Origin of the sequence: Halovivax sp. (genome assembly GCA_007119345.1) — an archaeon.
In the GTDB taxonomy this organism is placed as follows: domain Archaea; phylum Halobacteriota; class Halobacteria; order Halobacteriales; family Natrialbaceae; genus Halovivax.
This window is the reverse complement of record SKPV01000010.1, coordinates 47,962-72,171: the sequence shown is the minus strand read 5'-3', so window position 1 is coordinate 72,171 and position 24,210 is coordinate 47,962. Positions and strand designations below refer to the sequence as shown.

Sequence of the window (24,210 nt, the reverse complement as noted above, 5' to 3'; positions counted from 1 at the left end):
GGCGGGACTCACTCGGCCGTTCGAAACTCGAAGCGCGCTCCTCCTTCCGCCGACGCGTCGGCGATCGCCGACCAGCCGTGACCCGTCGCGACTTCCCGCACGACCCAGAGTCCGATGCCGATCCCGTCGGATCCGGCCGAGAACTCGGCGTCGAAGACGCGTTCGCGCATCCCGTCCGGTATTCCGACGCCGTCGTCCTCGACGTAGAAGCCGGCCGGCTGGGTCTCGTCGTCTCCGGCCGTGGCCGGAAGGACCCCGACCCGAACCGTCACGCCGTCTCCGACGTGATCGATACTGTTCCGGAAGAGATTTTCGAACAGTCGAAGGAACGGGGATCGGTCCGCCTCCACCGCGATCGATTCGTCGACGACGAGCGACGCTTCGGCCGTCGAGACGTTCGCCCAGGCGTCTTCCGCTGCGGAGCCGACGTCGATCGGCTCGGTGTCGTCGACCCAGTCTCCCTCCCGGGCGATCGACAGGACGTCAGTGATGATCGAGTCCATCCGATCGAGCGATTCCACGATCGCCTCGACCTCGTCGGAGGAGTCGGACTCGGCGATCAGGTCCGCGTACCCCTTCGCGACGCTCAGCGGATTGCGGAGGTCGTGGCTGACGATGCTCGCGAACGCGTCGAGACGCTCGTTTTGCTGGCGGAGTCGGCGCTCCCGTCGCTTTCGTTCGGTCACGTCCCGGACCACGCCGACGGAGCCGCCGATCTCGCCGTCGTACACGAGCGGGGCGAGTTGCGTCTCGCACGGGATCGGGTCGCCGCGTTTGGGTCGAAACGCGAGCTCCACCGTGCTCGTCGACTCGTCGGTTCGGGCCAGTCGCTCGACCGTTTCGGACCCCTTTCGGGCGCCGTCCTGGCCGAAGAGGATCTGCGCGTGCTCGCCCAGCAGCCCCTCCCGACTGTAGCCGGTCAGCTCCACGAGCGCGCGGTTGACGGTCGTGAAGTGACCGTCGGCGTCGAGTACGTACATGCCGTCGCCCGCCGTTTCGACGAGCCCCTCGTACCGGCGCAGCGTCTGTTCCAGCTGGGCGAGGCGACCCCGGACGGCGATCCCCTCGAGGGCGTGGGAGGTCGTCCGGGCGATCGCCTCGATCGCGTCGCGGTCGTTGCCGCCCAGCGTCCCGCTGGCGTAGCAGACGAGGACGCCGTAGAGTTCGTCACTTCCCGCGAGCGGCGCGACGGCGACCCGTTCGACGTCGCGTTCGAGGGCGGTTTCGCCCAGGGGGACCGCCGACGGGTCGTCCGTCGGATCCCGGACGCGGAGTTCGCCCGTCTCCATCGCCGACTCGAGCAGGGGTTCGCTCCCGTTCCCGATCGGGAACGACCGGGTGACCGGCCAGTCTCCGGACGGTTCGGTAACCCACGGGAGGACGCCCCGCTCGCCCCGGTCGTACTCGCCGACCCAGGCGAATTCGATCGTTCCGGCGGCTGAGAGCTCCTCGCGGATCGCCCGTTCGATCCGACCCGGCGACGTCGCGTCGGCGAGCCGCGTGCGGATCTCGTCGACGGTCGCCGAAAGCGGAGGGCCCCGTTCGTCCCCGAGGGCCTCGGTGATCGTCGATGCGAGCTCCCTCCGGTCGGTGCCGACCGGGGTCGCAGACGCCGAAGCGAGGACCGCACCGCCTTCGCGAGCCCAGCAGAGAAACGTCGGCACCGTTTTCCGTTCCGTTGCCTCGGTGAGGAGCCGGGGGACGTCGTCGACGGTCGCCGCGTCGATCACGATGGCGCCGACGTCCCCGGTCTCCAGCTTCGCGATAGCGCCGGTCCGCGACCCGATTCGATCGACCGCCACGTCGACCGACGCGAGCGACCGCTCGACGGTCTCGGCGGCGACGGGGTCGGTGCCGACGTACAGGACGCGATCGGATCTCATTATCTCGTGACGGGGGCCGCGGCGCGTTCGTTTCGCGGTGGGGGTAGGCGCCTCCGGTTCGCTACCGGCGTTCGATACGCGTCATTGCGAACGGGACCGCATTGCTCTTTCGACCGCCGGTCGGCCCGTCGAGACCCGACGCAAACCGTAGCCGGATCACAATCCTTAACAACTTATGACCACTCGATTATTATATGGCCGTCGTTAGCGTCTCGATGCCGGACGAACTCCTGGAACGACTCGATCAGTTCGCGGACGATCACGGGTACACCGGACGGAGCGAGGTCGTTCGGGAGGCGTCTCGGAACCTCCTCGGCGAGTTCGAGGACACCAGACTGGAAGACCGCGACCTGATGGGAATCGTCACCGTCCTCTTCGACTACGAAACCACCAGCGTCGAGGAGCGCATGATCGCGCTCCGCCACGAGCACGAGGAGTTGGTTGCCTCGAACTTCCACAGTCACGTGGGCGATCACTACTGCATGGAGCTCTTCGTCCTCGAAGGCGACCTGGAGGGGATTTCGACGTTCGTCGGGAAGATCCGCGCCACGCAGGACGTGCTGTCGGTCGATTACTCGGTCAATCCCGTCGAGGACGTCGGGCACCTCTCGCCGAGCGACGGTAACTGATCGACCGACCCGGTGCCCTGGCGTCCGCCGGGGCGGTCGCGTTCGACGACCGGTCACCGGCGCCGACCGGGACGATGGGTCCGTCGGCGCGGTAGGGTTTTAGGTGGTCCCGGTCGAACCGTCGGGTACTATGAGTTACACCACGGTCAACTACGAGGACGTCGACCAGGTCTCGAACGCGATGCACTTTCTCAGCGAACCCCTGGAGACCGAACAGGTGGGCGTCACGATCGCCCGTTGCGATCCGGGCTGGAAGAGTCGCCCCCACGACCACACCGACAACGACCACGAGGAGGTGTACGTGTTGATCGAGGGGGAAGCGACCGTGATCGTCGACGACGACGAAATCGAGTTCACCGCCGGCGACGCGATCTGGATCTCTCCGGAGTCGACCCGACAGATCAGAAACGGCGACCGCGAGAGCGCGTTCGTCCTCGTGAGCGCGCCGCGCATCGCCGACGAGGAGGGCGCGGAGGGCGAGTGGTCCCTGGGCGGCTTCGCCGGCTGAGCGGACGACGGGACGAGCGTACATTCGATCTCGGCGTCCGGGAACCTCGCTCGCCGGCTCCTCGGTTCGTTCTCTCCTCTCTGAGGCGTCGTCCTCTCGCGGCCGTGTCGTCTCCCCGATTCGGATCGTGTTCTCCTCACGGACGTGTCGTCTTATCGGATTCGGATCACGTCCTCATTGCGGACGTGTCGTCTCGCTCGATCCGGATCGCGTTCTGCTCGGGGACGTGCCACGTCCGTCTACCATCGAGCGGAAAGTCTCGTTCCGCAGAGGCGGCAGGGTGGGATCGGGGCCGGAGCGTCCCTACGAGGTCCTCGGAACGACGCCGGCCGCCCCGCTCGAGGAAGTCCGTCGTCGCTACCGCGACCTCCTGAACGGGCACCACCCGGACCAGGGCGGGTTGCGAGCGGAGTTTCTTCGTCTCGAGCGGGCCTAGGAGGAGATCACCGGACAGGCGCCGCCGGAGGTTCCGTCGGACGCTCCGATCGGCCGCGGCGCCGTCGACGAGGGCGCACCGATCTTCGATCCCGGCCCGCCGGCGATCGTCCTTGCCGCGGAGGTGTCCCCCGCCGTGACCGTCGAGAAGGTCGTCTACACCTAGCACGCCTGGGACGCCGACGGGGGACGACCGGGACCGAACGGTCCCGCTTCGAGATGGATCGTGAGTGCGCCCCGCGCTCGACGCGACCCCGTTCGATTCGTCCGGGGGTCACTGAGGGGCCTTTTGAGGACGTGCGTACCCTCTTCGGACGTGCGGGTTCGACCGATCTGAGCACGGTGCATTCGTCTAGAGCCGAATACTCGAGTTCGGGGGCGAGGATCGTCGGCCCGACGAGCATCACCCGCCGCGGCGAAGAGGAAGACACAAAGTCGCCCTCGCCAACACACGGACGATGGCAACCGTCGACGTGAGCGGTCTGATCCGACGACGCCCCGGAGAGACGACCGCGGCCCTGACGATCGTCGGGTACGCGCTCGTCCTGGGCACCTTCTTGCTCGATCTCCCGATCTACCCGGAGCTCACCCCGGGCCAGGTGAACCCGCTCACCCACGCGATCGCGGTCATCAACGCGGGGGCGACGGTCCTGCTGGTCGCCGGCTGGTACTGGATCCGTCGCGGCCGGGTGCGGTTACACCGTCGCGCGATGATTGGCGCGTTCGCGCTGATCCTCCTGTTCCTCGTCGTCTACCTGCTCAGGGTGGGTGGCGGCGGGGAGAAGTACTTCGTGGGCCCGGATCCGGTCTACTACGCCTACCTGGCGATGCTGGCGGTGCACGTGATCCTCTCGATCGTCGCGGTCCCGGTCGTGGTCTACGCGCTCGTCCTCGGACTCACGCACACGCCCGCGGAACTCGAGCGGACGGTCCACGCGCGAATCGGGCGGGTCGCGGCGGGCACGTGGATACTGAGCCTCGTGCTCGGCATCGTCACGTACCTCCTGCTCAATCACGTCTACGACTACACGTTCGCGTCGGCGATCGCGCCCGTGTCGTGACGGTCGCGTCGACGCGAATACGCCGCAAGCATCCCGTGGCCACCGTCGCGAGGACCCGCTCCGTTCAACTCTCCCGCTCGCGTCGGCGATCTTCGTCGACGAGGTTCACGAGGTGATCGACCATGTGTGACTCCGCCTCCGGGTGCTCGCTCCAGACCCACTTGCAGTATCGAACGTGAACGACGCACTCGTGGTGGGAGAGGTGCGTTTTACAACCGGGGCAGGTGGGCATGTCGTCTTCAACGCCTCCGAGGGGAGAGTAGCTTCTGCCATCGCTCGCCGGTAATCGGTGGGGAACGATGTGCGTCGCGTCGGGCCGACCGACTCGTTCCGTGAGAGACCGACACAGACTTTTCGTCGAGGGCCCCGAAAGAGCCGGGTATGGGCTCCGCCGCAGCCGCGATCGGCCTCGGCGGGCTCGGTCAGCTCGAACTGGAGGTGCTGTCCGGGCTCGACGACGTCGAGTTGGTCGCGGGTGCCGACGTGTCGGCCGCCGCCAGGGAGGTCTTCGAGCGGGAACACGACGCGCCGGCGTACCCCGACCACGAGGCGATGTTCGACGCTCACGGCGACGACCTCGACCTCGCGTTGATCGTCACGCCGCACACGCTCCACTACGAGCAGGCCCGCGCCTGCCTGGAGGCCGGGCTTCACGTCTACATCGAGAAACCGATGGTGACCGACGTCGCCGATGCGGTCGCGCTGCTCGAGCGGGCCGACGAGCGCGAGCTGGTCGTTCAGGTCGGCTATCAGCGTCACTTTCACCCGGGATTTCGCGAGGTGAAACGCGTGATCGAGGACGGCCGGATCGGCGACCTTCGCGCGGCGAACGCGTTCATCGGCCAGGACTGGATCGGCCTGCACGAGGACACGTGGCGGGTCGATCCGTCGCTGTCGGGCGGTGGGCAGCTGTACGATACGGGATCGCACCTGCTCGAGGCGCTGTGCTGGCTCACGGGGGCGGAGCCTCGATCCGTCTCGGCCGAGATCGAGTACGCGAGTCCCGGCGTCGACGTCGACAGCGCGCTCTCGCTCTCGCTCGAACGGGACGGGCGGCGGATACAGGCCGGGGTCACAGTCTGCGGGGACGGGGTCGAACTCGAACCGTCGGAGGGGTACGCGATCTGGGGATCGGGCGGTCGTCTCGTCTTCGACGGGGAGACCGTCCGCCTGGCGGAACGAGGCGCGACGGTCTACGAGAGCGTCGTCGAGGGCGGCACGGACTTCGCGTCGCTCACGTCGGCGAAGCTCGGAAACTTCCTGGACTCGATCGACGGCGAGGCCGAACCGGCGGTCCCGGGGACAGTCGGGTTACGGGTGACCGCGCTGACGGAGGCCGCGTACCTCGCCGACGAGGAGGGCCGCCGGGTGAACGTACGGGGGCTGATCGACGAGGCGTCCTGATCCGCTGCTACGTGGCGACGAGATCGCTCCGCCAGTTATCGCGAGCGCGATGGAGGCCCTCGAGTACCACGAGGGTGACGAGCCCGACGACAGCTCCCGCGAGCGAGACGATATCGCTGTCGACGACGCGCGATTCGTAGCCGACTCGTGACGGCGGTCGAGACCGTCGACCCGGCGGGAAGTCGCCGGCGATAGCCCCCGTTCGCGACGATCTTCGGCCGTCGTTCTTTACCGGCTGCGGTCGTGGAGTACGCCATGCACGTACGCGGCTCCCTCACGGACGACGAGATCTCGAGGTTCCTCTCCGAACGGACGATCCCGATCCGACTTGGCTGTCGAACCCCGTCGGGACACCCCTGGATGCTGTCGATGTGGTACCGGTATCGGGCGGACGGCGAAGACGGATCCGACGACTGGACCCTCGACTGTGCCACCGCCGAGGGTGCGAAGGTCGTCGGCTACCTCCGGGAAGATCCGGCGCTCTCGTTCGAGGTCTCGACGAACGACCCGCCGTACGCCGGGGTTCGCGGTCGAGGAACCGCGACGATCGAAGCCGATCCCGAAAAGGAGACGCTTCGTGACCTCCTCGACCGATACCTCGGTGGAACGGACTCCGAACTGGCCCGGAACCTGCTTCGGGAAGACCGCGAGGAGGTGACGATCTCCATCGAACCGGCGGTCGTCTACGGGTGGGACTTCTCGGACCGGACGGGGGCGGGTGGGTAACGCCCTGCGCGCTTCGACGACGCGGCCCGCTGGGATCGATCAGTCGGTCCGCGGAATCGACCTCGCACCGATCCAGAACGCGAAGGCGGCGATACCGGCGAGCACCGCGAGGTTCGCGAGCGCGGGATCGACGCCCGCGACGGTCGTGGCCTCCGCCGCCGGGTACGTCGCCGCGCGCACGCCGCGGGCGAAGTACGTCAGCGGCGAGAGGTCGACGAGCGGGCCGAACCAGCCCGGCAGCTGGTCGAGCGTGACGAACGTCTCCGAGAGGAACAACAGCGGGAGGCCGATCGCGTTGCTCGCGGCGATCGCGCCGTCCCGGGAGTCGGTGTAGCTGCCGATGGCCGCGCCGACGCCGCAAAAGCAGACGACACCGACGAGCACGTAGGGGACGAGCAGCGCCGAGAGGGTCACCTCGGCGCCGGTGAGGGCGATCACCAGGACCAGAATGAGCGCGCAGGCGATCGCGATGATGACCGCGTTGACGATCGTCTGGGCGAGCAGCCACTCGGCGCGCGAGAGCGGCGTCGTCGCCAGCTTCTCGAAGCGGTTGCCCTCCCGGTGGCGAGCCACCTCGCTGCCCATCCGCGACAGCGGCGTGAAGAGGACGACGACGGCGAGGTAGCCCGGGACGTAGTAGCCCGCCGGCTCCGCGAAGAGCCCCTCGCCCGTCGGGTCGGTACGGACGAGCGCGCCGAAGATGATCACGAGGATGGCGGGGAAGAAGAACGTGAAGAAGACGGCCGTCCGCCGGCGGACGAACGATCGCCACCCGGCGCTCGTCTCGGCGCGGACCCTGGCCAGGCGCTGGCTCGCGGATCCCACCGGATCGCTCACCGTCGCTCACCTCCCGCGGCGACGGCGTCGACGTCTCCCGCCGCCTCCGGCGAGCGCGTCGTCGCGGCGCCCTCGACGGCCCCCGCGAGTTCGAGGTAGACCGCTTCGAGCCCCGGTTCGGACCAGTCGAGGCCGGTGTACGCGATCCCCGCCTCCTCCAGCGCGGCGGCAACCGCGCCGATGTCGCGGGGTTCGACGTCCCGGACGACGAGTCGTCCCGGGCGGGCCTCGGCGGAGTACGGGACCGTCTCGATCGTTCGAGGATCGACTCCCTCACCGACGTCCTCGGCGCTCGAAGCCGTCGGCTCCCCCAGTTCGACCGTCAACCGGCTCTCGCCGGCGTGTTCGGAGACCAGCGCCTCGGGGGTCCCGGTCGCGACCATTTCGCCGTCGGCCAGCAGTCCCACCCGATCGGCGAGCCGTTCGGCCTCGGCCATGTCGTGGGTCGTCAGCAGGACCGTGGTTCCGCTCTCGGCCAGCGCCTCCACGAGCCCCCAGACCGTCCGCCGCCCCGCGGGGTCGATCCCCGTCGTTGGCTCGTCGAGGACGAGCACGTCCGGGTCGTTGACGAGCGCGGCGCCGACGCAGACGCGACGACGCTGTCCGCCCGAGAGGTTCTCGTACCAGGTGTCCGCGGCGTCGGTCAGGCCGACGTCCGCGAGGACGGTCTCCGGCCCGCGCGCCGCGGGGTAGAGGCCGGCGTAGTACGTCAGTAGTTCGCGAGCCGTCAGCCGATTCGGCGGGGAGAACGCCTGCGGGAGGACGCCGATGCGGTCGCGGTCGACCCCCGACGGGTCGACGCCCAGCAGTCGGACGTCGCCCGCGTCGGGGGCGAGGGTCCCGGTCAGCGCGCGAACGAGCGTCGTCTTCCCGGCCCCGTTGGGACCGATCAGTCCGAACACCTCGCCCGGCTCGATCGACAGCGAGACCCCGTCGAGGGCGACCGACTCTCCGTACCGCTTCGTGACGCCCTCGGCGACGACGGCCGGTTCCATGCGACCGGCTATCTCCCGGCGGCGGGTAAGGCGTTCGATTTCCTCGCCGCTCGCCGGCCGGACCCCGAATTCCGGTCGGGGCGTTTCGCACCTTCCGGCGGGACGTCCCGCGTCGCGGCTCGGTGGGATTCCGGATGGTCCCCGAGGGATTCCGGATGGTCCCCGAGGGATTCCGGATGGTCCCCGAGGGATTCCGGATGACTAGCCGGGGGATTCCGGATGACTCGCAGCGACCGACCCAGACGGTCGCAGGGCCAACCGGTTTGCCCGCCGGCGTCGTCCGTTCGACGACCCATGACCCGGCTCGGCTACACCCTCTCTAGCGAGGAGCACGGCCCCGACGAACTGATCCGGCTCGCCAGGCGCGCCGAGGAGGTCGGCTTCGACTTCGTCTCGATCTCCGATCACTTCCACCCGTGGGTTTCCGCTCAGGGCGAATCGTCGTTCGTCTGGACCACGCTGGGCGGGATCGCGGCGGTCACGGACGAGATCGACGTTGGCGTCGGCGTCACCTGCCCGACCATCCGGATCCACCCGGTGAACGTGGCCCACGCCGTCGGGACCGTCGCCGAGATGCTCGGCGATCGGTTCACCTTCGGCGTCGGCACCGGCGAGAACCTGAACGAGCACGTCGTCGGCGAGCGCTGGCCCGAACATCGGGTGCGCCTCGAGATGCTCGAAGAATCGATGGAGCTCATGCGAACACTCTGGACCGGGCAGAACACCAGCTACCGCGGCGAGCACTACACCGTCGAGAACGCGAAGCTGTTTACCGTCCCCGACGAGCAACCCGAGGTCGTCGTCAGCGCGTTCGGCACGAAGACCGCCCGCTGGGCGGCAGGTCACGGCGACGGCCTCTGGTGTTCGGGTCCCCAGGACGACGTCGTCGAGGCCTTCGAAGACGCCGGCGGCGAAGGGCCCCGGTGGACCCAGCTCCACGGCTGCTACGCAGAGAGCGAAGATGAAGCGGTCGATACCGTCCACGAACTCTGGCCGAACGGCTCGCTCCCGGGCGAGCTCGCCCAGGAGCTTCCCTCTCCCAGACACTTCGAGCAGGCCGCCCAGATGGTCGACCGCGAGGAGATCGCCGAGTCGGCGACGGTGACCGACCCCGATCCGGGGCGCTGGATCGAGAGCTACGAGACGGCGGTCGACGCGGGCTACGACCACGTCTACTTCCACCAGATAGGGCCGGAGCAGGGCGCGTTCCTCGAGTTCTTCGAGGACGAGGTGATGCCGGAACTCGGGTGAGCGCTCCCTCCCGACATCGGCGACGCGGTCGGTCCGAGCGCCAACCGTTATCCGAACCGACGTGGTGGACTTCCCCGTCGATGATCCCGCGAGACGGCGTATCCTCGCCGCGTCGTGACTGCTTGCTGGCCGCCGGTGCCGTCATCGGAGGCGTCGGTCTCTCGGGTTGTACCGACCTCCTCGAGCGAGGAGTCGACGACCCGACGAGCGGTGACGATGCGGAGTCGGGGGGCGACGATGCGAAGTCGGACGATGACGATGCGAAGTTCGACGATGACGATGCGGAGTCGGAGGGTGACGATGCGAAGTCGGACGGCGACGGTTCCGCCGGGAACGACGATGCCGACGGGGATTCGGAGTCGACTGACGCGAACGGAGACGCGGACGTCCACGACGACTACGAGACGACCGAAGTGACGGTGACGGACCCCGACGGCGACGAGCTGGGATCGGTGACGGCGGCCATCGTGGATACGCCGGACCTGCGCTACCTGGGATTGAGCGACACGGAATCGCTGCCGGAGGATCGGGGCATGCTCTTCGTCTACGAGGACGTCGACGACCGCACGTTCGTCATGCGCGAGATGGACTTCGGGATCGACATCGTCTACGCCGACGCGGACGGCGTTATCACGGAGATTCACCACGCGCCCGAGCCGGGGCCCGACGAGGACGGCGAGGACCAGCGTTATCCCGGGCGCGGGCAATACGTGCTCGAGGTGGGTTACGAGTGGACGGCCGACCGCGGCGTCGCCGAGGGAGATCGACTCGAATTCGACCTGTGACGCGATCGGTCCGGTGATTCCGCCTCGGTGCGGACGGATCGGTTCGCGAGCCGACTTCGTCGGTTTCCCCGCGGTAGTGCCACGTCGGTTTCCCCGCGGTAGTCGACCTTCCGGAGGAACAGTTCGAGCGGATCGACCGCGCCAGGGAGCGAACGGCCAGCCGTCGATCAGGTCGGAGCCGCGGGGGCGCGGCGCCTACTCGTCGCCGCGACCGAGCGGTCGCCAGGTGAGGACGGCGATCGCCGCGAGGAACGCGAGCGTCGACAGCTCGGAGGAGTTCGCGTAGACGGCAGAAGTGAGGGCCGTGCCGCCGCCCGCCACCCCCGCGAGCACCGGCGCGAGCAGCGGCCAGGCGCAGCCGATGCACGCCACGAGGCCGAAGACGCCGCCGGCGGCCGACCGCGCGGCGTCGAGTGCCGTGACGTAGACGAGGTACGCGATCGAGAGGTAGCCGACCAGCAGGTAGGGGACCAGCGCGACCTGCACGTACTCGCCCGCGTAGAACGCGGCGGGCCCGTAGCCCGGCGGGTACGCGGCCTCGAACCGGAACCCGGACGCCGGGTGGGCGATTCCGCCGAACGGATCGACGGCGTAGATCCCGGCGACGTAGCCGACCAGGAGGAAGTAGCCCGCGGCGACGGCCGCGGCCGCCCGTCGCCGACGCCGCGGCGCCTTCGGCGGGCTCGTCCGCCAGGCGGCCCAGAGGCCGACGTTTATCCAGATGAAGGGCGCGAGGTGGAAGAACCCGGGTGAGAGGTTGCGGGCGGTGAGGTAGGCCGCGAGCAGCGCGGCCTGGGCGGCCAGCAGCATTCCCCACCCGATCAGGATTTCTACGCGCGGACGGTGAACGTCGACGGACCGGCCCTGGAGTGACGCCATGCTAGAAGGCGAGGGCGTCGATCAGGATCGCCACGAGGACGGCCCCGAGGAACGCGTTCGAGGCGTGGAACGAACGGAACGCCGCCCGTTCGGTCTGCTCGAAGTGGAGGTCGACGGCGGCCCAGAGGAAGACGGCGCCGAAGACGACCACCGTCGCGGCGTACACGGCCCCGAGATCCGTCAGCCACGCCAGCCCCGTCGCGCCCACGAGCGTCGCCGCCAGGTAGTAGACGATGTGCTTTCTGGTGACGGTCTCGCCGCGGACGACCGGCAGCATCGGGAACCCCCCGCGGGCGTAGTCGTCTCGGTAGGCCAGCGCCAGGTTATAGAAGTGTGCGGGCGTCCAGAGGAAGATCAGCCCCGCGAGCGCCAGCCCGGGGAGGCCGATCTCGTTCGTCACGGCCGCCCACCCGATGAGCGCCGGCAGGGCTCCGGCGGCGCCGCCGATGACGGTGTTCTGGACGGTGTTCGGTTTCAACACCAGCGTGTAGACCACGCTGTAGAACAGGATGGCGATCAGGCCGAGGGCGGCCGCGAGCGCGTTGATCGTGAGGAAGACGCCGACCGACGCCGCCGCGAGGGCCACTCCGAACGCGAGCGCGTTCCGGACGGGGACGAGGTCGGTCGCGAGCGGCCGGTCCGCCGTGCGGTTCATCCGGCGGTCGACGTCGCGCTCGAGGACGTGGTTGAACGTCCCCGAGGCGCCGATGGCGAGCACGCCGCCGCCGAGCGTGGCGAGGACCGTCTCGATCCGCAGGTTCGGACCAGCCGCGAGCGCCATGCCCGCGGCCGCGACGAGACAGAGCAACCACATTAGCCGCGGCTTCGTCATCGAGAGGTACGCTGCGCCGGTGAGTCGCGCACGCGCCAGACGGCCGGTCGGAAGCGATCGTGTGGGTTCGGGCGCGTGATCGGCCTCGCGGGGAATCCGCGCCGGATCGGGTTCGTCGACATCGGTAGCCGCCGGCGCCTCGACGCGACGATCGATCCCGCCGTCGTCCGTTCCGGTCGCCGCCTCCAGATCCCACGCGAGCGCCAGGACGACGGCGCCGAAGATGGAAACGCCGAGAGCGAGGTGTAATCCGGGGAGGACCGCCGCGGGGCCGAGCGTGGCCGTCGCGGCGCCGATCCCAACCTGAACGGCGTACAGCGCGAGGCCGACGAGGAGGACGTACCGGACCCGCCGGCCGGTATCGCCGAGCCAGGCGACGGCCGCGGTCGCGACGACGAACCCGCCGACGACGACGGCGGCGATCCGGTGGGCCCACGCGACCGCGAGCTCGGTCTGGCTCAGCGGGTCCGTGGGCGCGCTGCAGGTCGGCCACGTCGAGCACGCCGACACGGCGTCGGTGAGCGAGGTCGTGGCGCCGAGGACGATGAGGAGGTAGACCCCAATCGCGGTCGCTGTGAGGAGTCCGGCGAACCGCTGGCGAGTCCCGATCGGCGATGGAAACGTCTCGTCCCTCACGGTCGTTATCTCTCCCTTCGGTCGACGTTACTTAGGGTTCCCGTTTTTCCGCGGGTGTAGAACGGCACGGTCGCGTTCGGGAGCGAGTCTCCCGGGTGCGTGCGGAAGCGAGTCTCTCGACCGATTGTGCGGCGTGCAGCGCTCCCGAATAGGGGGTCACATCCCCATGTCGGCGGCGGCGTCCGGAATCGGCAGCTCCGTCGGCGGAACGCCGAGCAGCTCTGCGGCGTGGTCGAGGGCCATGTCGAACCCGTAGTACCGCTCGAGCTCGTTGCCGTCGGCGGCGGGTCGGACCTTCAGCATGGCGTATCCCTCGCGGTTCTGGGCGATGGCCGCGGTGCCCGCGCGGGCCGAATCGGCGCTTCGCTCGAACTCGAGGAGCCGTTCGCTCTCCGTCTCGCGATAGGTCGCGACGATTCCGTCGGATTCGGCCCGTCGCTCGGGATCGGTCATGTGGAACGGTCGTGGTCCGCCGTACGCGAAGTTGTCGATTTCCGCGCAACCGAAGCGCCGGTTCGATCGGCGCCCGATCGCTCGCCGAACTCGCCGGGTTCTGCCCGAGCGACGGGAAACCGAAACCGCCGTGACCTCGCTTCGCGTACGCACGGCCATGACGAAGTGGCTCCAGAGCGGCCGACGGCGGGATACGTGTTACATTCTGGCCGACGAAGGCGAGCTCCGCGGCCAGGAGTTGAAATCGCGCCTCGAGTCCCACTACGACGCCCGAATCGAGCCGTCAGCGTTCTACGGCTCCCTCTCGGCCCTCGTCGAGGCCGGCCACGTCGAGGTTCGCACGGAGGGGATCTCCGACGTCTACGCCCTGACGGAGGCGGGCGAGCGTCGGCTCCGCGAGCACTACGAGTGGGTCCGGGACCGAGTCGAGTGAGTCCCAGCGTCCCGGGTGCGTGCGGAAGCGAGTGAGGACGGTGTGTCCGGCCGTTCAGGTGGCGGCGTCCCACCGTTCCCGGGCCACCGTGTCGAGGACGATCTTCGCGCCCCCGAGGACGACGGGCCCGATGAAGAGCCCGACCGCGCCGAAGACGACGAGGCCTCCGAAGATGCCGAGGACGATCGTCGCGGGATCGAACGACGCGCTCCGGCCGATCAGGGCCGGCCGGAGGTACATGTCCGAGCCGCTAACGAACATCCCGTAGACGACGAGGGCGCTAGCGGCGAGGGGTCGATCCGCCGCCAGCAGGTAGAGCGAGACGGGCACCCAGACGCCGAACGCGCCGACCAGCGGCAGCAAGGCGAGGACGAACGTCGCCACGGTCAGGAACGCCACCGCGGGAACGCCGAGGACGGAGAGGCCCGCGCCCAGCAGAACCGCCTGTATCGCGGCGACGACCACGTTACCGACGACCGACGCCCACATCAATCGATCGAGCTCCGCGAGGAGCTCCGTCTGGACCGCGGGTCTCAGCGGCGTCACCCGACACACCCAGGCCACGAGACGCTCGCCGTCGCGCAGCAGCGAGAAGAGGACGAACAGCGTCACCGTGAGGCCGATGAGCAGCTCCGGGATCCCCCCGACGATTCCGACCGCGCCGGTCGCGAGTCCCTGGAGCCCCGTCGCGATCGGCTCCTGGTAGGCCGCGTACAGGTCTTCGAGCTCCACGCCGTAACCGACGTCCGCCAGTCGCCCCTCGATGGCGTCGGGTCCGATCGTTCCCTCCTGGATCGCCGCGACGACCTGTAGCGCCTCGCGGATCGCGATCGAGAGCAGGTAGAGTATCGGCAGCAAGATCACCAGTATCGCCACGAGCACCAGCGCGAACGCGGCGACGGTCGAACTGACGTACCGCTCGAGCAGCCGCTGGCCCGGGTACAGGATGTAGGCCAGGATCACGGCCAGCAGAACGTAGTTGAGGTAGGGGGCCACGACGAGCGCGGCGATGGCGACGCTGCCCGCGGCGAGCGCCAGCAGCCCGGGTCGGTCGGCGTACCAGGGGGCACCGGCTCGGTCCGACATACTCGACGGGTACGAGGCCGATCACGAAAACGTACGGATTCGCTCGCGGATACCGAGATCGGTTCGAGCCCCGTCGATCCGGGCGACGGAGCGGGCGGACGTCTCGGTCGACGGCCGGGAACCGTCGTCTACTTGAAGCGGAACGTGGCGGACGCGCCGCCGGTTCGTTTGCTCACCGGTTTCGGCAGCACTCCGTCGAGGTCGAAGGCCATCTTGTTCCGGACGAGATCCGACAGCAGCGGGACGTCGTCGAAGTGAAGCAACTTCGCGATCGCGAGCTTGTTGCCCTCGTTGGCCTTGCGGAGGGTGTCTTCGTCGCACCGGCGGAGGTCGCGCATCAGCCGGTCGTAGCGCTCGTTCGGGGCGAGGTACAGTAGTTCGGTCATCAGCAGCCGGTTTCGGTGGTTCGGCGCGACGTCCCGGTGCCAGAGGCGGTCGTACAGCGCCATCTGCTCGGCGCTGGTGTCGGTCATGCCGTTCTCGAGGCAGGCTTCGACGGTGATCGCGGCCGCGCGAGCGGATTTCATGCCCTTGTGGATCCCCTCTCCCCAGACCGGGTCGATCGACGGAACGGTGTCCCCGATCGCCATGAAGCGGTCGGTCGAGAGCCGTCCCGGCATCTGGATGTGTGCGGAACCGCGGTGCTGGACACCCTCCTTGCGCTCGGCGTCGGCGAAGCGGGGGTCGTTCTCCACCCAGTACGAGAGGTAGTCGTCGATGCTGAAGTCCTCGCGCGCGTAGTCGCGGTGACTCTCGTTCTGGATGTAGCAGAGGCCGACCTTCGCCTCGTCGCCGCCGGTGTGGAAGATCCAGGAGTAGCCACCCGGCGCGAGGTCGTGATCGAGTCGCAGCATCATCGCGTCGGTGAGGTCGCCGTAGTCGGAGTGGTCGAGGTCGAGGCCGGTGAACTCGTACTCGATGCCGATCGCGTGGTTCTCGCGCTTGAGGTCGCTCACGCCCAGCGCTTTCGCCAGCGGCGCGCTCGGCCCCGTCGCGTCGACCGTGATCTCGCCCCTGACCTCCTCGCCGCCGTTGTACTCGACGCCGACGATCTCGCCGTCCTCCATCACGGGGCCGGTCACGCGCGCGTCGAAGCGGTACTCGGCACCCTCCTCGCGACCCGCCTCGACGAGCCAGCGCTTGAAGTCGGCGAACTCCAGGACTGCGCCGGGGTGATGGCGCGTATAGTGGTTGTTCGGGGACTCCAGGACGACCTTGTCGGTGAAGTTCATCACCACGTCGTCGGGCACGCCGAACGAGGTTATCATCGACGGGAACGTACCCGCGGTCGACTTGTTGCTGGTCTTCGGGAAGACGTCCTCTGATTCCGTCTCGAGGACGACCACGTCGTAGCCTCTGGTCGCCAGGTCACGCGCACACTGGGCACCCGCCGGCCCCGCGCCAGCGATGACCACGTCGTAGGTCTCGGTCATTGAACCGGTGTAGTTTCGGGAACGTTATGAGTGTTGATGTATGCGATCGCGTTTCGACCGAATTCGACGGTCAGATTCCTCCGTTCGAACGGACGTACGCCGTCGTTCGGCTTATCACTTGAGCAGGCGTTCGTCGAACGCGCCACCAGTCGACGGTCACCCGCTGGATCACCGGTCGACGCTCCCTCGCCGGATCACGGTAGGTTCGCGACCGGTCTCGCGACCCGTCACTCGAGCAATCGATCGCCGATCGTGTTCCGCAGGACTTCGCTGGTGCCCTCGTAGATCTCGTTGAGCTTCGCGTCGCGGTAGAACCGCTCGGCGGGGAAGTCCGTCGTGTAGCCGTAGCCGCCGTGGATCTGGATCCCCTCGTTGGCCACCTCGCGCGAGACCTCGCTCGCGTAGAGTTTCGCCTGTGCGGCCTCCGTGATGTAGTCTTCCCCGCGGATCTTGTTGTCGGCGGCTCTGTGCATCAGGAGCTTCGCGGCCTGGATCTCGGTGTCCATGTCCGCGAGCTTGTGCTTGATCGCCTGGAACTCGCCGATGGGCTGGCCGAACTGTTCTCGCTCTTTGGCGTAGTCGCGGGCGGCCTCGAACGCGGCTCGGGCGATGCCAACGCCGCGGGCGGCGATGGTGATCCGGCCGCCGTTAAGCGTCTTCAGCGCCTGGACGAAGCCGCGACCCTCCTCGCCGAGCCGGCGATCTTCGGGGATACGGAGGTCGGAAAACCGGAGTTCGGCAGTCGGACAGCCCTTGTCGCCGAGTTTGTGCTCGGTCCCCTCGACCGAGAAGCCGTCGTCCTCCCCGGGACGCACGACGAACGAGGAGATGCCGCGGTTGCCGGCCTCGGGGTCGGTCTTCGCGAAGACGATCACGGTCTCGGCGACCGAGCCGTTCGAGATCCAGAGCTTGTTTCCGTTCAGGACGTACTCGTCCCCGTCGCGCTCGGCGCGGGTGTCCATCGCGGGGACGTCGCTGCCGGCCTGGGGCTCCGAAAGAGCGAACGCGCCGACGTCCGTCCCCTCGGCCACCGGCGTCAGGTAGGTCTCCTTCTGGCTCTCGTCGCCGAACTCGTAGAGCATGTTCCCCGCCAGCGAGGTGTGGGCCGCGACGACGGTGCCGAGCCCGCCGGAACCCCGGGAGATCTCCTCCAGGCCGATCGCGTACGAGTGATAGTCGAGGCCGGCGCCGCCGTACTCCTCCGGGAACGGCATCCCCATCAGTCCGAGTTCGCCCATCTCGGCGACCAGGTCGCGGGGGAACTCGTCCTCGCGATCGATCTCGTCGGCGACGGGCACCACCTCCTCGTCGACGAATTCGGCGACCATCTCCCGAATCTGGCGCTGTTCGGGCGAGAGCGTGAAATCCATGCGCGGAAGAACGGTCGGTCGACCCTTTACTGTTCGCATTCGGAGACGTCTCCCGCCGCGGCGCCCCCTCGCTACCGTCGGCCGCGCCTTTTTTGTATCGGCCGCCGTACCCCCGGGTACTGGATGATGCCCTCGGAACCGACCGGCCCCCGCTCGGCCGACCTCGACTGGTGCCGGTCGGCGATGGCCGACGTGTCGCGCACCTTCGCGATCACGGTCGATCGTCTCGCCGAACCGATGGCGAGTCACGTCTGCGTCGGCTACCTCTGCTGTCGCGTCGCCGATACGATCGAGGACGCCGGCCACCTCTCGCTTTCTGAGCGCGCGGCCGCGCTAGCGCGCTACGACAGGGTCCTCGATCCGACGGACGGCTACGACGGTGCGGACTTTCTGACCGCGGTTTCTCCCCTGATTCCGACCGACCCCGACGGGAAGCGATCGCCCGACTGGGTTTCGGTGGCCGAGAGTCCGCGGGTGATCCGAACGTTCGAAGCGCTCGCCCGGGAACCGCGCGAGCGGATGCGGCCGCCGATTCGGGAACTCGTCGGCGGGATGGCGATGTTCGCGGATCGGTACGCGGACGACGGTTCCGTCAGGCTCCGCACGATCGCGGAGTTAGAAGAGTACTGCTGGTACGTCGCCGGGACCGTCGGCACGCTCGTGACCGAGCTGGTGACCCGCGACGTCGAGGAGTGGAGGGCGCGCGCACTCGCGGCGAACGCGCGCTCGTTCTCCATGCTCCTCCAGCTCGTCAACGTCGCGAAAGACGCCGCGTCCGATTACCGCGACAGGGGCGACGTCTACCTCCCGGCGGCGTGGCTCGCCGACGAAGGGATCGACCCGTCGGACATCGCCGCGGAGTCGAACCGCCTCGCCGTGGCGCGGGTCGTGCGCCGACTGGCCGACCACGCCGCCGACTACCTGGACGACGCCCAGCGGTACCTGGAACTGCTTCCCGAGCGTCACGGTAACCGGCTCGCGGCGTGGGCGATTCCGTACCTCCTGGCGGTCGGGACGATCCGCGAGCTGCGCCGCCGGCCGTCGGACGGAGTGCGCGACGGCGACCTCAAGGTCTCCCGGGAGGAGGTGTACGCGCTCATCCGGCGGTTCGACGAGGGCGTCGACCGGGCGGAGCTCGCCGACCTCCGCGCGGAGATGGCCGAACATCCGCTCCACCGCTGACCCGGCCGTTGGAGCGTCGACGGACGGTGGATGGCCCGACTCGACTCTCGAGCGCCCCGACCTCGGCCAACACGATCGAGACGCGTGCACAATCTGTCGCCCGCGCCGACCCGTCGAGTCGGTCGATGATCTCCGGGGACGTGAGCTCGAGTCGTGGGTCTATGATCTCCGGGGACGTGAGCTCGAGTCGTCGGTCGCCGAGTTCGGCACGGACGTCCCACTCGGCGGAATCTTTCATTTAGCGGTCGTGGATCTCGCGCCGTGATTCGCCGTCCGTGGCCGGTACGAGGCGTTCCGTGCGCGCGAGAACGGTATCGTCGCTCTCGACCGTCACCCCTAGCGTGACGGCCTCGGTCGACTCGTTGACGATCTCGAAGTGCCAGAACCGGCGGTTTTGGTGCCTCTCGTAGCGAGTCACGGCGTGGCCGCCGGCGAGGAGTGCCCCGGCGCTCCAGAGGACCCCGGCGACGATCTTGTATCGGTGATAGCGGAGGCGCACTGCTGGCGGACCGCCGAAATTGGCAAATAATCTATCACTCTACGTCCGGTCTGTGCCTCAATCGTGCTCGTAGAAGCCTTCGCCCGACTTCTTGCCGAGGTCGCCCGCCTCGACCTTCCGCTTGAGGAGGTAGGCGGGTTTGTACCGGTCGCCGAGCTCCTCGTGGAGCGTTTCGGAGGCGTGCAGACAGACGTCGAGTCCGATGTGGTCGGCCAGCGTGAGCGGGCCCATGGGGACGTTGGTCCCGAGCGTCATGCCGCGGTCGATGTCTTCCTTCGAGGCGACGCCTTCGTCGTATGCGCGGATTCCCTCGTTGATCCAGGGCATCAGGATCCGGTTGGTGACGAAGCCCGGCTTGTCGTCGGACTCCCAGGTGGTCTTGCCCAGCTCCTCGGCGAGGTCGTGGGCGAGCGCGACGACGTCGTCGGTCGTCTTCTCGCCGACGACGACCTCGACGCCCTCCATGATCGGGACCGGATTCATGAAGTGGAGGCCGACGACCCGCTCGGGACGGTCGAGGGGCGCGGCGATCGAGGTGATCGAGAGGGTGCTCGTGTTCGTCGCGAGGAGGACGTCGTCGTCACAGACGCGCTCGAGCTCCTGGAACACGTCCTTCTTCACGTCCAGGTTTTCGATCACCGCCTCGACGACCGCGTCGCAGTCGGCGAGGTCGTCGTAGTCGGTCGTGCCCGCGATCCGCTCGCGGATCGTCGCGGGATCGTCCTCCAGCGCGTCCTTCCCGGCGAATCGGTCGAGGCTGTCCTCGATCGAGTCGAAGCCGGACTCGACGAACGACTCCTCGACGTCCCGCATGACGACGTCGTAGCCGGCGGTGGCGGCGACCTGGGCGATGCCGGCGCCCATCGTGCCTGCGCCGACGACGCCGATCGTGTCGATATCGTCTCGTACCATGCGTCGGAGTTTCCGTGAGAGCGTCGTTAAGGTGGCGATCCGTGACGGATCGGTCGAGCGGGTTCGGGTTCCGTGACGCGGACTATGCGACGGCGTGAAATGCGTGTCGCGAAAAGCCGTCTCACGATTCTCGGAATCGGTACCGGGAGGGCAACGTTCAAGACGGCCGACTTCCACCTTCAGATAACTCAGGGTGATGGCGTGAGCGAGAAAGACGTCGTCGAAGAGGTGGGACAACCGGTCCGCGAGCTCGACTCGGACGAGCTGTCGGCCCTCGAGGAGGCCGAGGTGGATGCGGCGACCCTCGAGGACGCCGGGATCGACCCGGCGGGCGTCGTCGAGAAGGATTACTCCTACCGGATGCTGCTCGACGACGGGCTGGAGGAGTCCGTGGCCGACCGACTCAGGCGCCGATTCTCGCTGCCGTGGTCGTTCGACGCGGACGGCGATCTCGACCGCCGGTCGGCGACGGTCGCCGGTCTCGGCGACGCCGAGCGGGAGTGGATCGCCGCCAGCGCCGGCGAAGACTGGCAAGGCTTCGAGGCCGCTCGCGAACGTTCGAGCACGATCGGGCGAGACGAACCCGATGAGCGACCGTACCCGAAACCGACGCCGGTGACGGCCGTGACGGGCGTCAGCCGAGCGAACGCCGACCGACTCGCGGAGGCGGGGGTCGGTTCCGCAGAGCGGTTGGCGACGATCCACGCCGGCGAAGTCGCGTCGGTCCTCGATCTGAACGTCCTGCACGTCCGTACGTGGCGACACAACGCGCGCGAGCTCGTCGACGACTGAGTTGCCCTCGCTCGGTTCCGGCGACTACGTTTCCTTCACTCGGCTCCGACGTCTGAGCCGCCCTCACTCGGCTCCGACGACTGAGTTGCCCGTGCGTCTAGGAGAACCCGTCGCCCGCGTCGGCACGGATGCGGCGGTCGATCGGAACCGTCCCGGACCGACGACGATTAGTCGACGCGTCCGTGTCGTCTCACCATGATCACGCTCACGTCCGATTTCGGGTCGCCGTACCCCGCGGCGATGAAGGGCGTCATCCTGCAGCGGACGGACGCGAGGCTCGTCGACGTCGCGCACGACCTGCCTCGACAGGACGTTCGGGCGGCAGCCTTCTGGCTGCGGGAGGTGCTTCCGCACTTTCCGCCGGCGGTCCACCTCGTCGTGGTGGATCCGGGCGTCGGGACGGACCGCGACGCCCTGGTGGGCCGGTCGGGCGAGCACGTCCTCGTGGGGCCCGACAACGGGGTGTTGGGACCGGTGGGACGTTCGCTGTCCGGTGACGGTCCGGTCGAGTGGTTCGTCGTCGACGACGCCGACGCCGAGAGCGCGACGTTCCACGGCCGGGACGTCTTCGCGCCGACCGCGGCGCTCGTCCACGACGCCGATCGTGACGAGCTCGGGAACCTCGATCGGCTGACGCCGGCGGAAGAGCCGGTCGAATTGCGGCTCCCGAAGGCGGACGTCAGCGAGGACCGGGCTCGCGGGGAGGTACTGGTCGTCGACGCCTTCGGAAACGTGATCACGAACGTGCCGGGCTCGTTTCTCGCGGACCGCGAACGTGTTCGCGTCGACGGCGCGCGGGTCCCGGTCGGAGAGACGTTCGCGGCGGTCGAACCGGGCGAACGAGTGGTGGTGGTCGGCAGCCACGGCAACGTCGAACTCGCCGCCAACCGGGGACGAGGCGACGACGCGTTCGGCCTGGTCGCGGGAGATCCCGTGGTCTTCGAGGGACGCTGATCAATCGAACCGACCGGTCTCGGACGCGGGGTCGACCAGGACGTAGCCGTCGCCGCTCGCGGTAATCGTACGCTCCGCGTCGGCGAATGCGAGCAAACGCGGTCGTCGGCCTCCGACCGGCGTACACGGTGTGCTACCAGCGATTCCAGAGCGTCCGGATCGATCGTCGACGCGAGCGATTCCAGTCGGAACGGTTCGTCGCCGACGGCTGCCGCGACCGTCACCACGATCGTCGGCACCACCGCATCGTCGGTCGACGGTCCCCTCGGGTGTGGTACGTTCCCGTTTCGAAGGTAAGTATCCCGTTTCGAAGGTCAGTATCCCGTTTCGAGATTCAACATCGCCGCCCTGACGCCGGCGGTTTCGATTCGCCGCGTCCGGTCTCGCGTCCACTCGTTCGTCATCCCGGGACATATTGACACGTGTGAACAAATGGTACCGGTGACCGTCGGGGCTCCCCGGCGCGGCGAGCGGCTTCGGCGAGGTCGACCGCTCGAAACCGGGACGGTTCGGGAGGAACGGTGACGGACGGATCCGTCCTACTCGGCGGCGATGACGTCGTCGATGCGGGCGATCATCGTCGCGGCCTCGGCCGCGCTCTCGATCGCTTCGCGCTTGACGTCGGCGGGGTCGACGACGCCGAAGTCGACGGGATCGTCGATGGTGACGGTCTCGCCGTCGGTGATCAGACCGGCGCGACCCTCGGCCTCGTGGGCGGCGCGCAGGTCGACGAGCGCGTCGATCGGGTCGCGGCCGGTGTTTGCGGCGAGCGTGCGCGGGACGACGTCGATCGCGTCGGCGAAGGCGGTGACCGCGAGCTGCTTGCGGCCCTCGATGCCGGCGGCCTCGGCGCGGATCTTGTCCGCGATGGCGATCTCGCTGGCGCCGGCGCCGGGGACGACTTCGCCGGAGTCGCGGGCCGTGGCGACGACGTCCAGGGCGTCGCCGACCGCGCGCTCGAGTTCGTCGACGACGTGGTCGGTGCCGCCGCGGACGAAGACGGTGACGGCTTCGGCGGCCGCGCCGCCCTCGACGAACGCGAGTTCGTCGTCGCCGAAGGTATCGGTCCGCACGCGGTCGGCGTGACCGAAGTCGTCCGCGGTCAGGTCGGCGAGCGCGCCGACGCGCTTCGCCCCGGTCGCGGACGCGATCTTGCGGGCGTCCTTCTTCTTCAGGTCCGCGAAGACGAGGACGCCCTCGTTAGCGAGGAACGACGCGACGCGGTCGTCGACGTCGGCGGTGGTGAAGACGACGTCGGCGCCGGAGTCGACGATCTCCTCGGCGTAGCCCCGAAGCTCCTGCTCTTCGTGGTCGAGGGCGGCGTTGAGCTGGTCGATCGAGTCGATCGAGTACTCGGCGTCGATCTCGCCGGTGCGGACCTCGAGGGCGACGTCGAGAATCGCGATGTCCGCGTCCTCGACGGTCGACGGCATGGCCTCGTGGGCTGGCTCCTCGTCGATGACGATACCCTCGATCAGGTCGGTCGCGCTGGTGGAGGCGCCGATCTGCGTGTAGAGGGAGACGTCGTCCCGGCGCACGCCGTCGTCGTCGGCGACGTGGTCGATCGCCCTGACGACGGTCTCGGCGAGCTGGGCGGGGGTGAGACCGCCGGTGCCCTTCCCGGTCATGCTGGATTCTGCGACCTGACGGAGGAGCTCCTCGTCGACGTCAGCCTCGAGCACTTGCTCGTCGATCGCTTCGAGGGCGATGCGGGCGGCCTCGTGGTAGCCTTCGACGATCGTCGTCGCGTGGACGTCCTGATCGAGCAGGTCCTCGGCTTCGGCCAGAAGGTTCCCCGCGATGACCGCCGCCGTCGTCGTACCGTCGCCGACTTCTTCCTCCTGGGTGTCGGCGACCTCGACGATCATCTGGGCGGCGGGGTGCTCGATGTCCATCTCGTTGAGGATGGTCGCGCCGTCGTTGGTGATGACGACCTCGCCGCTGGAGTCGACGAGCATCTTGTCCATCCCGCGGGGACCGAGCGTCGTCCGTACGGCTTCGGCGACGGCCTTCCCGGCCATGATGTTCGACGACTGGGCGTCTCGGCCCTCGGTCCGCTGACTGTCCTCGCTGAGGATGAACATCGGCTGTCCACCCATGCGTCGCTGTTGTGCCATGATTGAATCCTCAGTAGATGTATCACCAGCACTTCTATATAACTGTTTCCCTAGGCGTTCGCTCCGTCTGGCGATTGCTAACCGTTAACGCACCGGGACGACCCCCTGCGGGCCCGAC

24 protein-coding genes and 2 pseudogenes are annotated in these 24,210 nt (G+C 68.4%); 12 read left to right on the top strand and 14 right to left on the bottom strand.

Annotation, left to right across the window (positions count from 1 at the left end):
- Positions 1-8 precede the first annotated feature (8 nt).
- The gene (locus tag QZT59_RS00965; RefSeq protein WP_290810138.1) at positions 9-1,883 is read right to left on the bottom strand and encodes a PAS domain S-box protein; all 1,875 of its coding nucleotides are present in this window, start codon (positions 1,881-1,883) and stop codon (positions 9-11) included.
- Between the two features lie 194 nt (positions 1,884-2,077).
- Here QZT59_RS00965 and QZT59_RS00960 point away from each other — a divergent pair, with 194 nt between their 5' ends.
- The 4 genes from QZT59_RS00960 (at position 2,078) to QZT59_RS00945 (ending at position 4,516) form a co-directional block, all read left to right on the top strand.
- The gene (locus tag QZT59_RS00960) at positions 2,078-2,512 is read left to right on the top strand and encodes a CopG family ribbon-helix-helix protein (protein WP_290810136.1); all 435 of its coding nucleotides are present in this window, start codon (positions 2,078-2,080) and stop codon (positions 2,510-2,512) included.
- A gap of 130 nt (positions 2,513-2,642) precedes the next feature.
- Positions 2,643-3,020 carry a cupin domain-containing protein gene (locus QZT59_RS00955; RefSeq protein ID WP_290810134.1) on the top strand — a complete coding sequence of 126 codons (378 nt, stop codon included), beginning with the start codon at positions 2,643-2,645 and terminating at the stop codon, positions 3,018-3,020.
- 280 nt (positions 3,021-3,300) lie between these two features.
- On the top strand, positions 3,301-3,456 hold the full coding sequence (locus QZT59_RS00950) for a DnaJ family molecular chaperone (protein WP_290810132.1): 156 nt from the start codon (positions 3,301-3,303) through the stop codon (positions 3,454-3,456).
- 457 nt (positions 3,457-3,913) lie between these two features.
- Complete coding sequence (locus QZT59_RS00945) at positions 3,914-4,516, top strand: DUF420 domain-containing protein (protein ID WP_290810130.1); 603 nt, start codon at positions 3,914-3,916, stop codon at positions 4,514-4,516.
- A gap of 64 nt (positions 4,517-4,580) precedes the next feature.
- Here QZT59_RS00945 and QZT59_RS00940 read toward each other — a convergent pair whose 3' ends face one another.
- Positions 4,581-4,748: a hypothetical protein gene (locus tag QZT59_RS00940; protein WP_290810128.1), complete on the bottom strand. Its 168-nt coding sequence runs from the start codon at positions 4,746-4,748 to the stop codon at positions 4,581-4,583.
- 149 nt (positions 4,749-4,897) lie between these two features.
- Between QZT59_RS00940 and QZT59_RS00935 the strand changes: the two genes are divergently transcribed.
- The gene (locus tag QZT59_RS00935) at positions 4,898-5,920 is read left to right on the top strand and encodes a Gfo/Idh/MocA family protein (protein ID WP_290810126.1); all 1,023 of its coding nucleotides are present in this window, start codon (positions 4,898-4,900) and stop codon (positions 5,918-5,920) included.
- Positions 5,921-6,175: 255 nt separating this feature from the next.
- Positions 6,176-6,646 (top strand): pyridoxamine 5'-phosphate oxidase family protein, encoded by a 471-nt coding sequence (locus QZT59_RS00930; RefSeq protein WP_290810124.1) that lies wholly within the window; start codon positions 6,176-6,178, stop codon positions 6,644-6,646.
- Between the two features lie 39 nt (positions 6,647-6,685).
- Here the strand turns inward: QZT59_RS00930 and QZT59_RS00925 are convergent, their stop codons facing one another.
- Both QZT59_RS00925 and QZT59_RS00920 read right to left on the bottom strand, forming a co-directional pair.
- Entirely contained in the window at positions 6,686-7,483 is a 798-nt protein-coding gene (locus tag QZT59_RS00925; RefSeq protein ID WP_290810122.1) for an ABC transporter permease, read from the bottom strand.
- A complete protein-coding gene (locus QZT59_RS00920; RefSeq protein ID WP_290810120.1) occupies positions 7,480-8,478 on the bottom strand; it encodes an ABC transporter ATP-binding protein in 999 nt (332 codons plus the stop codon). The genes QZT59_RS00925 and QZT59_RS00920 overlap by 4 nt, the downstream gene beginning before the upstream one ends.
- 294 nt (positions 8,479-8,772) lie before the next feature.
- Here QZT59_RS00920 and QZT59_RS00915 point away from each other — a divergent pair, with 294 nt between their 5' ends.
- Both QZT59_RS00915 and QZT59_RS00910 read left to right on the top strand, forming a co-directional pair.
- Entirely contained in the window at positions 8,773-9,729 is a 957-nt protein-coding gene (locus QZT59_RS00915) for a TIGR03557 family F420-dependent LLM class oxidoreductase (protein ID WP_290810118.1), read from the top strand.
- Between the two features lie 80 nt (positions 9,730-9,809).
- The gene (locus tag QZT59_RS00910; protein WP_290810116.1) at positions 9,810-10,514 is read left to right on the top strand and encodes a DUF192 domain-containing protein; all 705 of its coding nucleotides are present in this window, start codon (positions 9,810-9,812) and stop codon (positions 10,512-10,514) included.
- Positions 10,515-10,709: 195 nt separating this feature from the next.
- Here QZT59_RS00910 and QZT59_RS00905 read toward each other — a convergent pair whose 3' ends face one another.
- From QZT59_RS00905 to QZT59_RS00895, 3 genes are all read right to left on the bottom strand, one after another.
- Entirely contained in the window at positions 10,710-11,393 is a 684-nt protein-coding gene (locus QZT59_RS00905; protein WP_290810114.1) for a hypothetical protein, read from the bottom strand.
- A 1-nt stretch (position 11,394) separates the two neighbouring features.
- Positions 11,395-12,861, bottom strand: coding sequence for a heme o synthase (locus QZT59_RS00900; protein ID WP_290810112.1), 1,467 nt, complete (start codon positions 12,859-12,861; stop codon positions 11,395-11,397).
- Between the two features lie 156 nt (positions 12,862-13,017).
- A complete protein-coding gene (locus tag QZT59_RS00895) occupies positions 13,018-13,314 on the bottom strand; it encodes a hypothetical protein (RefSeq protein WP_290810111.1) in 297 nt (98 codons plus the stop codon).
- A gap of 157 nt (positions 13,315-13,471) precedes the next feature.
- On the opposite strand from QZT59_RS00895, the gene QZT59_RS00890 reads away from it, so the two are divergent.
- Positions 13,472-13,747 carry a helix-turn-helix transcriptional regulator gene (locus tag QZT59_RS00890; protein ID WP_290810109.1) on the top strand — a complete coding sequence of 92 codons (276 nt, stop codon included), beginning with the start codon at positions 13,472-13,474 and terminating at the stop codon, positions 13,745-13,747.
- Between the two features lie 72 nt (positions 13,748-13,819).
- On the opposite strand, the pseudogene QZT59_RS00885 reads toward QZT59_RS00890, so the two are convergent.
- The 3 genes and pseudogenes from QZT59_RS00885 to QZT59_RS00875 form a co-directional block, all read right to left on the bottom strand.
- Positions 13,820-14,833: pseudogene (locus QZT59_RS00885) on the bottom strand (AI-2E family transporter); the annotation flags it as partial.
- 128 nt (positions 14,834-14,961) lie between these two features.
- Positions 14,962-16,266: a digeranylgeranylglycerophospholipid reductase gene (locus tag QZT59_RS00880; RefSeq protein WP_290810107.1), complete on the bottom strand. Its 1,305-nt coding sequence runs from the start codon at positions 16,264-16,266 to the stop codon at positions 14,962-14,964.
- Between the two features lie 227 nt (positions 16,267-16,493).
- Positions 16,494-17,636 carry an acyl-CoA dehydrogenase gene (locus tag QZT59_RS00875; protein ID WP_290810105.1) on the bottom strand — a complete coding sequence of 381 codons (1,143 nt, stop codon included), beginning with the start codon at positions 17,634-17,636 and terminating at the stop codon, positions 16,494-16,496.
- 123 nt (positions 17,637-17,759) lie between these two features.
- Here QZT59_RS00875 and QZT59_RS00870 point away from each other — a divergent pair, with 123 nt between their 5' ends.
- Positions 17,760-18,818, top strand: a complete 1,059-nt coding sequence (locus tag QZT59_RS00870) for a phytoene/squalene synthase family protein (RefSeq protein ID WP_290810103.1) — start codon at positions 17,760-17,762, stop codon at positions 18,816-18,818.
- A gap of 238 nt (positions 18,819-19,056) precedes the next feature.
- Here the strand turns inward: QZT59_RS00870 and QZT59_RS00865 are convergent, their stop codons facing one another.
- Both QZT59_RS00865 and QZT59_RS00860 read right to left on the bottom strand, forming a co-directional pair.
- Positions 19,057-19,317: a hypothetical protein gene (locus QZT59_RS00865; RefSeq protein WP_290810102.1), complete on the bottom strand. Its 261-nt coding sequence runs from the start codon at positions 19,315-19,317 to the stop codon at positions 19,057-19,059.
- 57 nt (positions 19,318-19,374) lie between these two features.
- Positions 19,375-20,229, bottom strand: coding sequence for a 3-hydroxyacyl-CoA dehydrogenase family protein (locus QZT59_RS00860; protein WP_290810100.1), 855 nt, complete (start codon positions 20,227-20,229; stop codon positions 19,375-19,377).
- An 84-nt stretch (positions 20,230-20,313) separates the two neighbouring features.
- Here QZT59_RS00860 and QZT59_RS00855 point away from each other — a divergent pair, with 84 nt between their 5' ends.
- Together QZT59_RS00855 and QZT59_RS00850 are read left to right on the top strand one after the other, a co-directional pair.
- A complete protein-coding gene (locus QZT59_RS00855) occupies positions 20,314-21,021 on the top strand; it encodes a hypothetical protein (RefSeq protein ID WP_394348628.1) in 708 nt (235 codons plus the stop codon).
- A gap of 195 nt (positions 21,022-21,216) precedes the next feature.
- On the top strand, positions 21,217-21,975 hold the full coding sequence (locus QZT59_RS00850) for an S-adenosyl-l-methionine hydroxide adenosyltransferase family protein (protein WP_290810096.1): 759 nt from the start codon (positions 21,217-21,219) through the stop codon (positions 21,973-21,975).
- A gap of 113 nt (positions 21,976-22,088) precedes the next feature.
- On the opposite strand, the pseudogene QZT59_RS19170 reads toward QZT59_RS00850, so the two are convergent.
- Both QZT59_RS19170 and thsA read right to left on the bottom strand, forming a co-directional pair.
- Positions 22,089-22,214 (bottom strand): annotated as a pseudogene (locus QZT59_RS19170) (HalOD1 output domain-containing protein); the annotation flags it as partial.
- A gap of 300 nt (positions 22,215-22,514) precedes the next feature.
- Complete coding sequence (gene thsA, locus QZT59_RS00845) at positions 22,515-24,059, bottom strand: thermosome subunit alpha (RefSeq protein ID WP_290810154.1); 1,545 nt, start codon at positions 24,057-24,059, stop codon at positions 22,515-22,517.
- Between the last annotated feature and the right edge of the window lie 151 nt (positions 24,060-24,210).

Excerpts from the sequence above, each read along its gene's own strand:
- QZT59_RS00965 (WP_290810138.1), bottom strand. The coding sequence starts at position 1,883 with ATGAGATCCGATCGCGTCCTGTACGTCGGCACCGACCCCGTCGCCGCC.
- QZT59_RS00960 (WP_290810136.1), top strand. The coding sequence starts at position 2,078 with ATGGCCGTCGTTAGCGTCTCGATGCCGGACGAACTCCTGGAACGACTC.
- QZT59_RS00955 (WP_290810134.1), top strand. The coding sequence starts at position 2,643 with ATGAGTTACACCACGGTCAACTACGAGGACGTCGACCAGGTCTCGAAC.
- QZT59_RS00945 (WP_290810130.1), top strand. The coding sequence starts at position 3,914 with ATGGCAACCGTCGACGTGAGCGGTCTGATCCGACGACGCCCCGGAGAG.
- QZT59_RS00940 (WP_290810128.1), bottom strand. The coding sequence starts at position 4,748 with ATGCCCACCTGCCCCGGTTGTAAAACGCACCTCTCCCACCACGAGTGC.
- QZT59_RS00935 (WP_290810126.1), top strand. The coding sequence starts at position 4,898 with ATGGGCTCCGCCGCAGCCGCGATCGGCCTCGGCGGGCTCGGTCAGCTC.
- QZT59_RS00930 (WP_290810124.1), top strand. The coding sequence starts at position 6,176 with ATGCACGTACGCGGCTCCCTCACGGACGACGAGATCTCGAGGTTCCTC.
- QZT59_RS00920 (WP_290810120.1), bottom strand. The coding sequence starts at position 8,478 with ATGGAACCGGCCGTCGTCGCCGAGGGCGTCACGAAGCGGTACGGAGAG.
- QZT59_RS00915 (WP_290810118.1), top strand. The coding sequence starts at position 8,773 with ATGACCCGGCTCGGCTACACCCTCTCTAGCGAGGAGCACGGCCCCGAC.
- QZT59_RS00910 (WP_290810116.1), top strand. The coding sequence starts at position 9,810 with ATGATCCCGCGAGACGGCGTATCCTCGCCGCGTCGTGACTGCTTGCTG.
- QZT59_RS00905 (WP_290810114.1), bottom strand. The coding sequence starts at position 11,393 with ATGGCGTCACTCCAGGGCCGGTCCGTCGACGTTCACCGTCCGCGCGTA.
- QZT59_RS00895 (WP_290810111.1), bottom strand. The coding sequence starts at position 13,314 with ATGACCGATCCCGAGCGACGGGCCGAATCCGACGGAATCGTCGCGACC.
- QZT59_RS00890 (WP_290810109.1), top strand. The coding sequence starts at position 13,472 with ATGACGAAGTGGCTCCAGAGCGGCCGACGGCGGGATACGTGTTACATT.
- QZT59_RS00880 (WP_290810107.1), bottom strand. The coding sequence starts at position 16,266 with ATGACCGAGACCTACGACGTGGTCATCGCTGGCGCGGGGCCGGCGGGT.
- QZT59_RS00875 (WP_290810105.1), bottom strand. The coding sequence starts at position 17,636 with ATGGATTTCACGCTCTCGCCCGAACAGCGCCAGATTCGGGAGATGGTC.
- QZT59_RS00870 (WP_290810103.1), top strand. The coding sequence starts at position 17,760 with ATGATGCCCTCGGAACCGACCGGCCCCCGCTCGGCCGACCTCGACTGG.
- QZT59_RS00860 (WP_290810100.1), bottom strand. The coding sequence starts at position 20,229 with ATGGTACGAGACGATATCGACACGATCGGCGTCGTCGGCGCAGGCACG.
- QZT59_RS00855 (WP_394348628.1), top strand. The coding sequence starts at position 20,314 with ATGCGACGGCGTGAAATGCGTGTCGCGAAAAGCCGTCTCACGATTCTC.
- QZT59_RS00850 (WP_290810096.1), top strand. The coding sequence starts at position 21,217 with ATGATCACGCTCACGTCCGATTTCGGGTCGCCGTACCCCGCGGCGATG.
- thsA (WP_290810154.1), bottom strand. The coding sequence starts at position 24,059 with ATGTTCATCCTCAGCGAGGACAGTCAGCGGACCGAGGGCCGAGACGCC.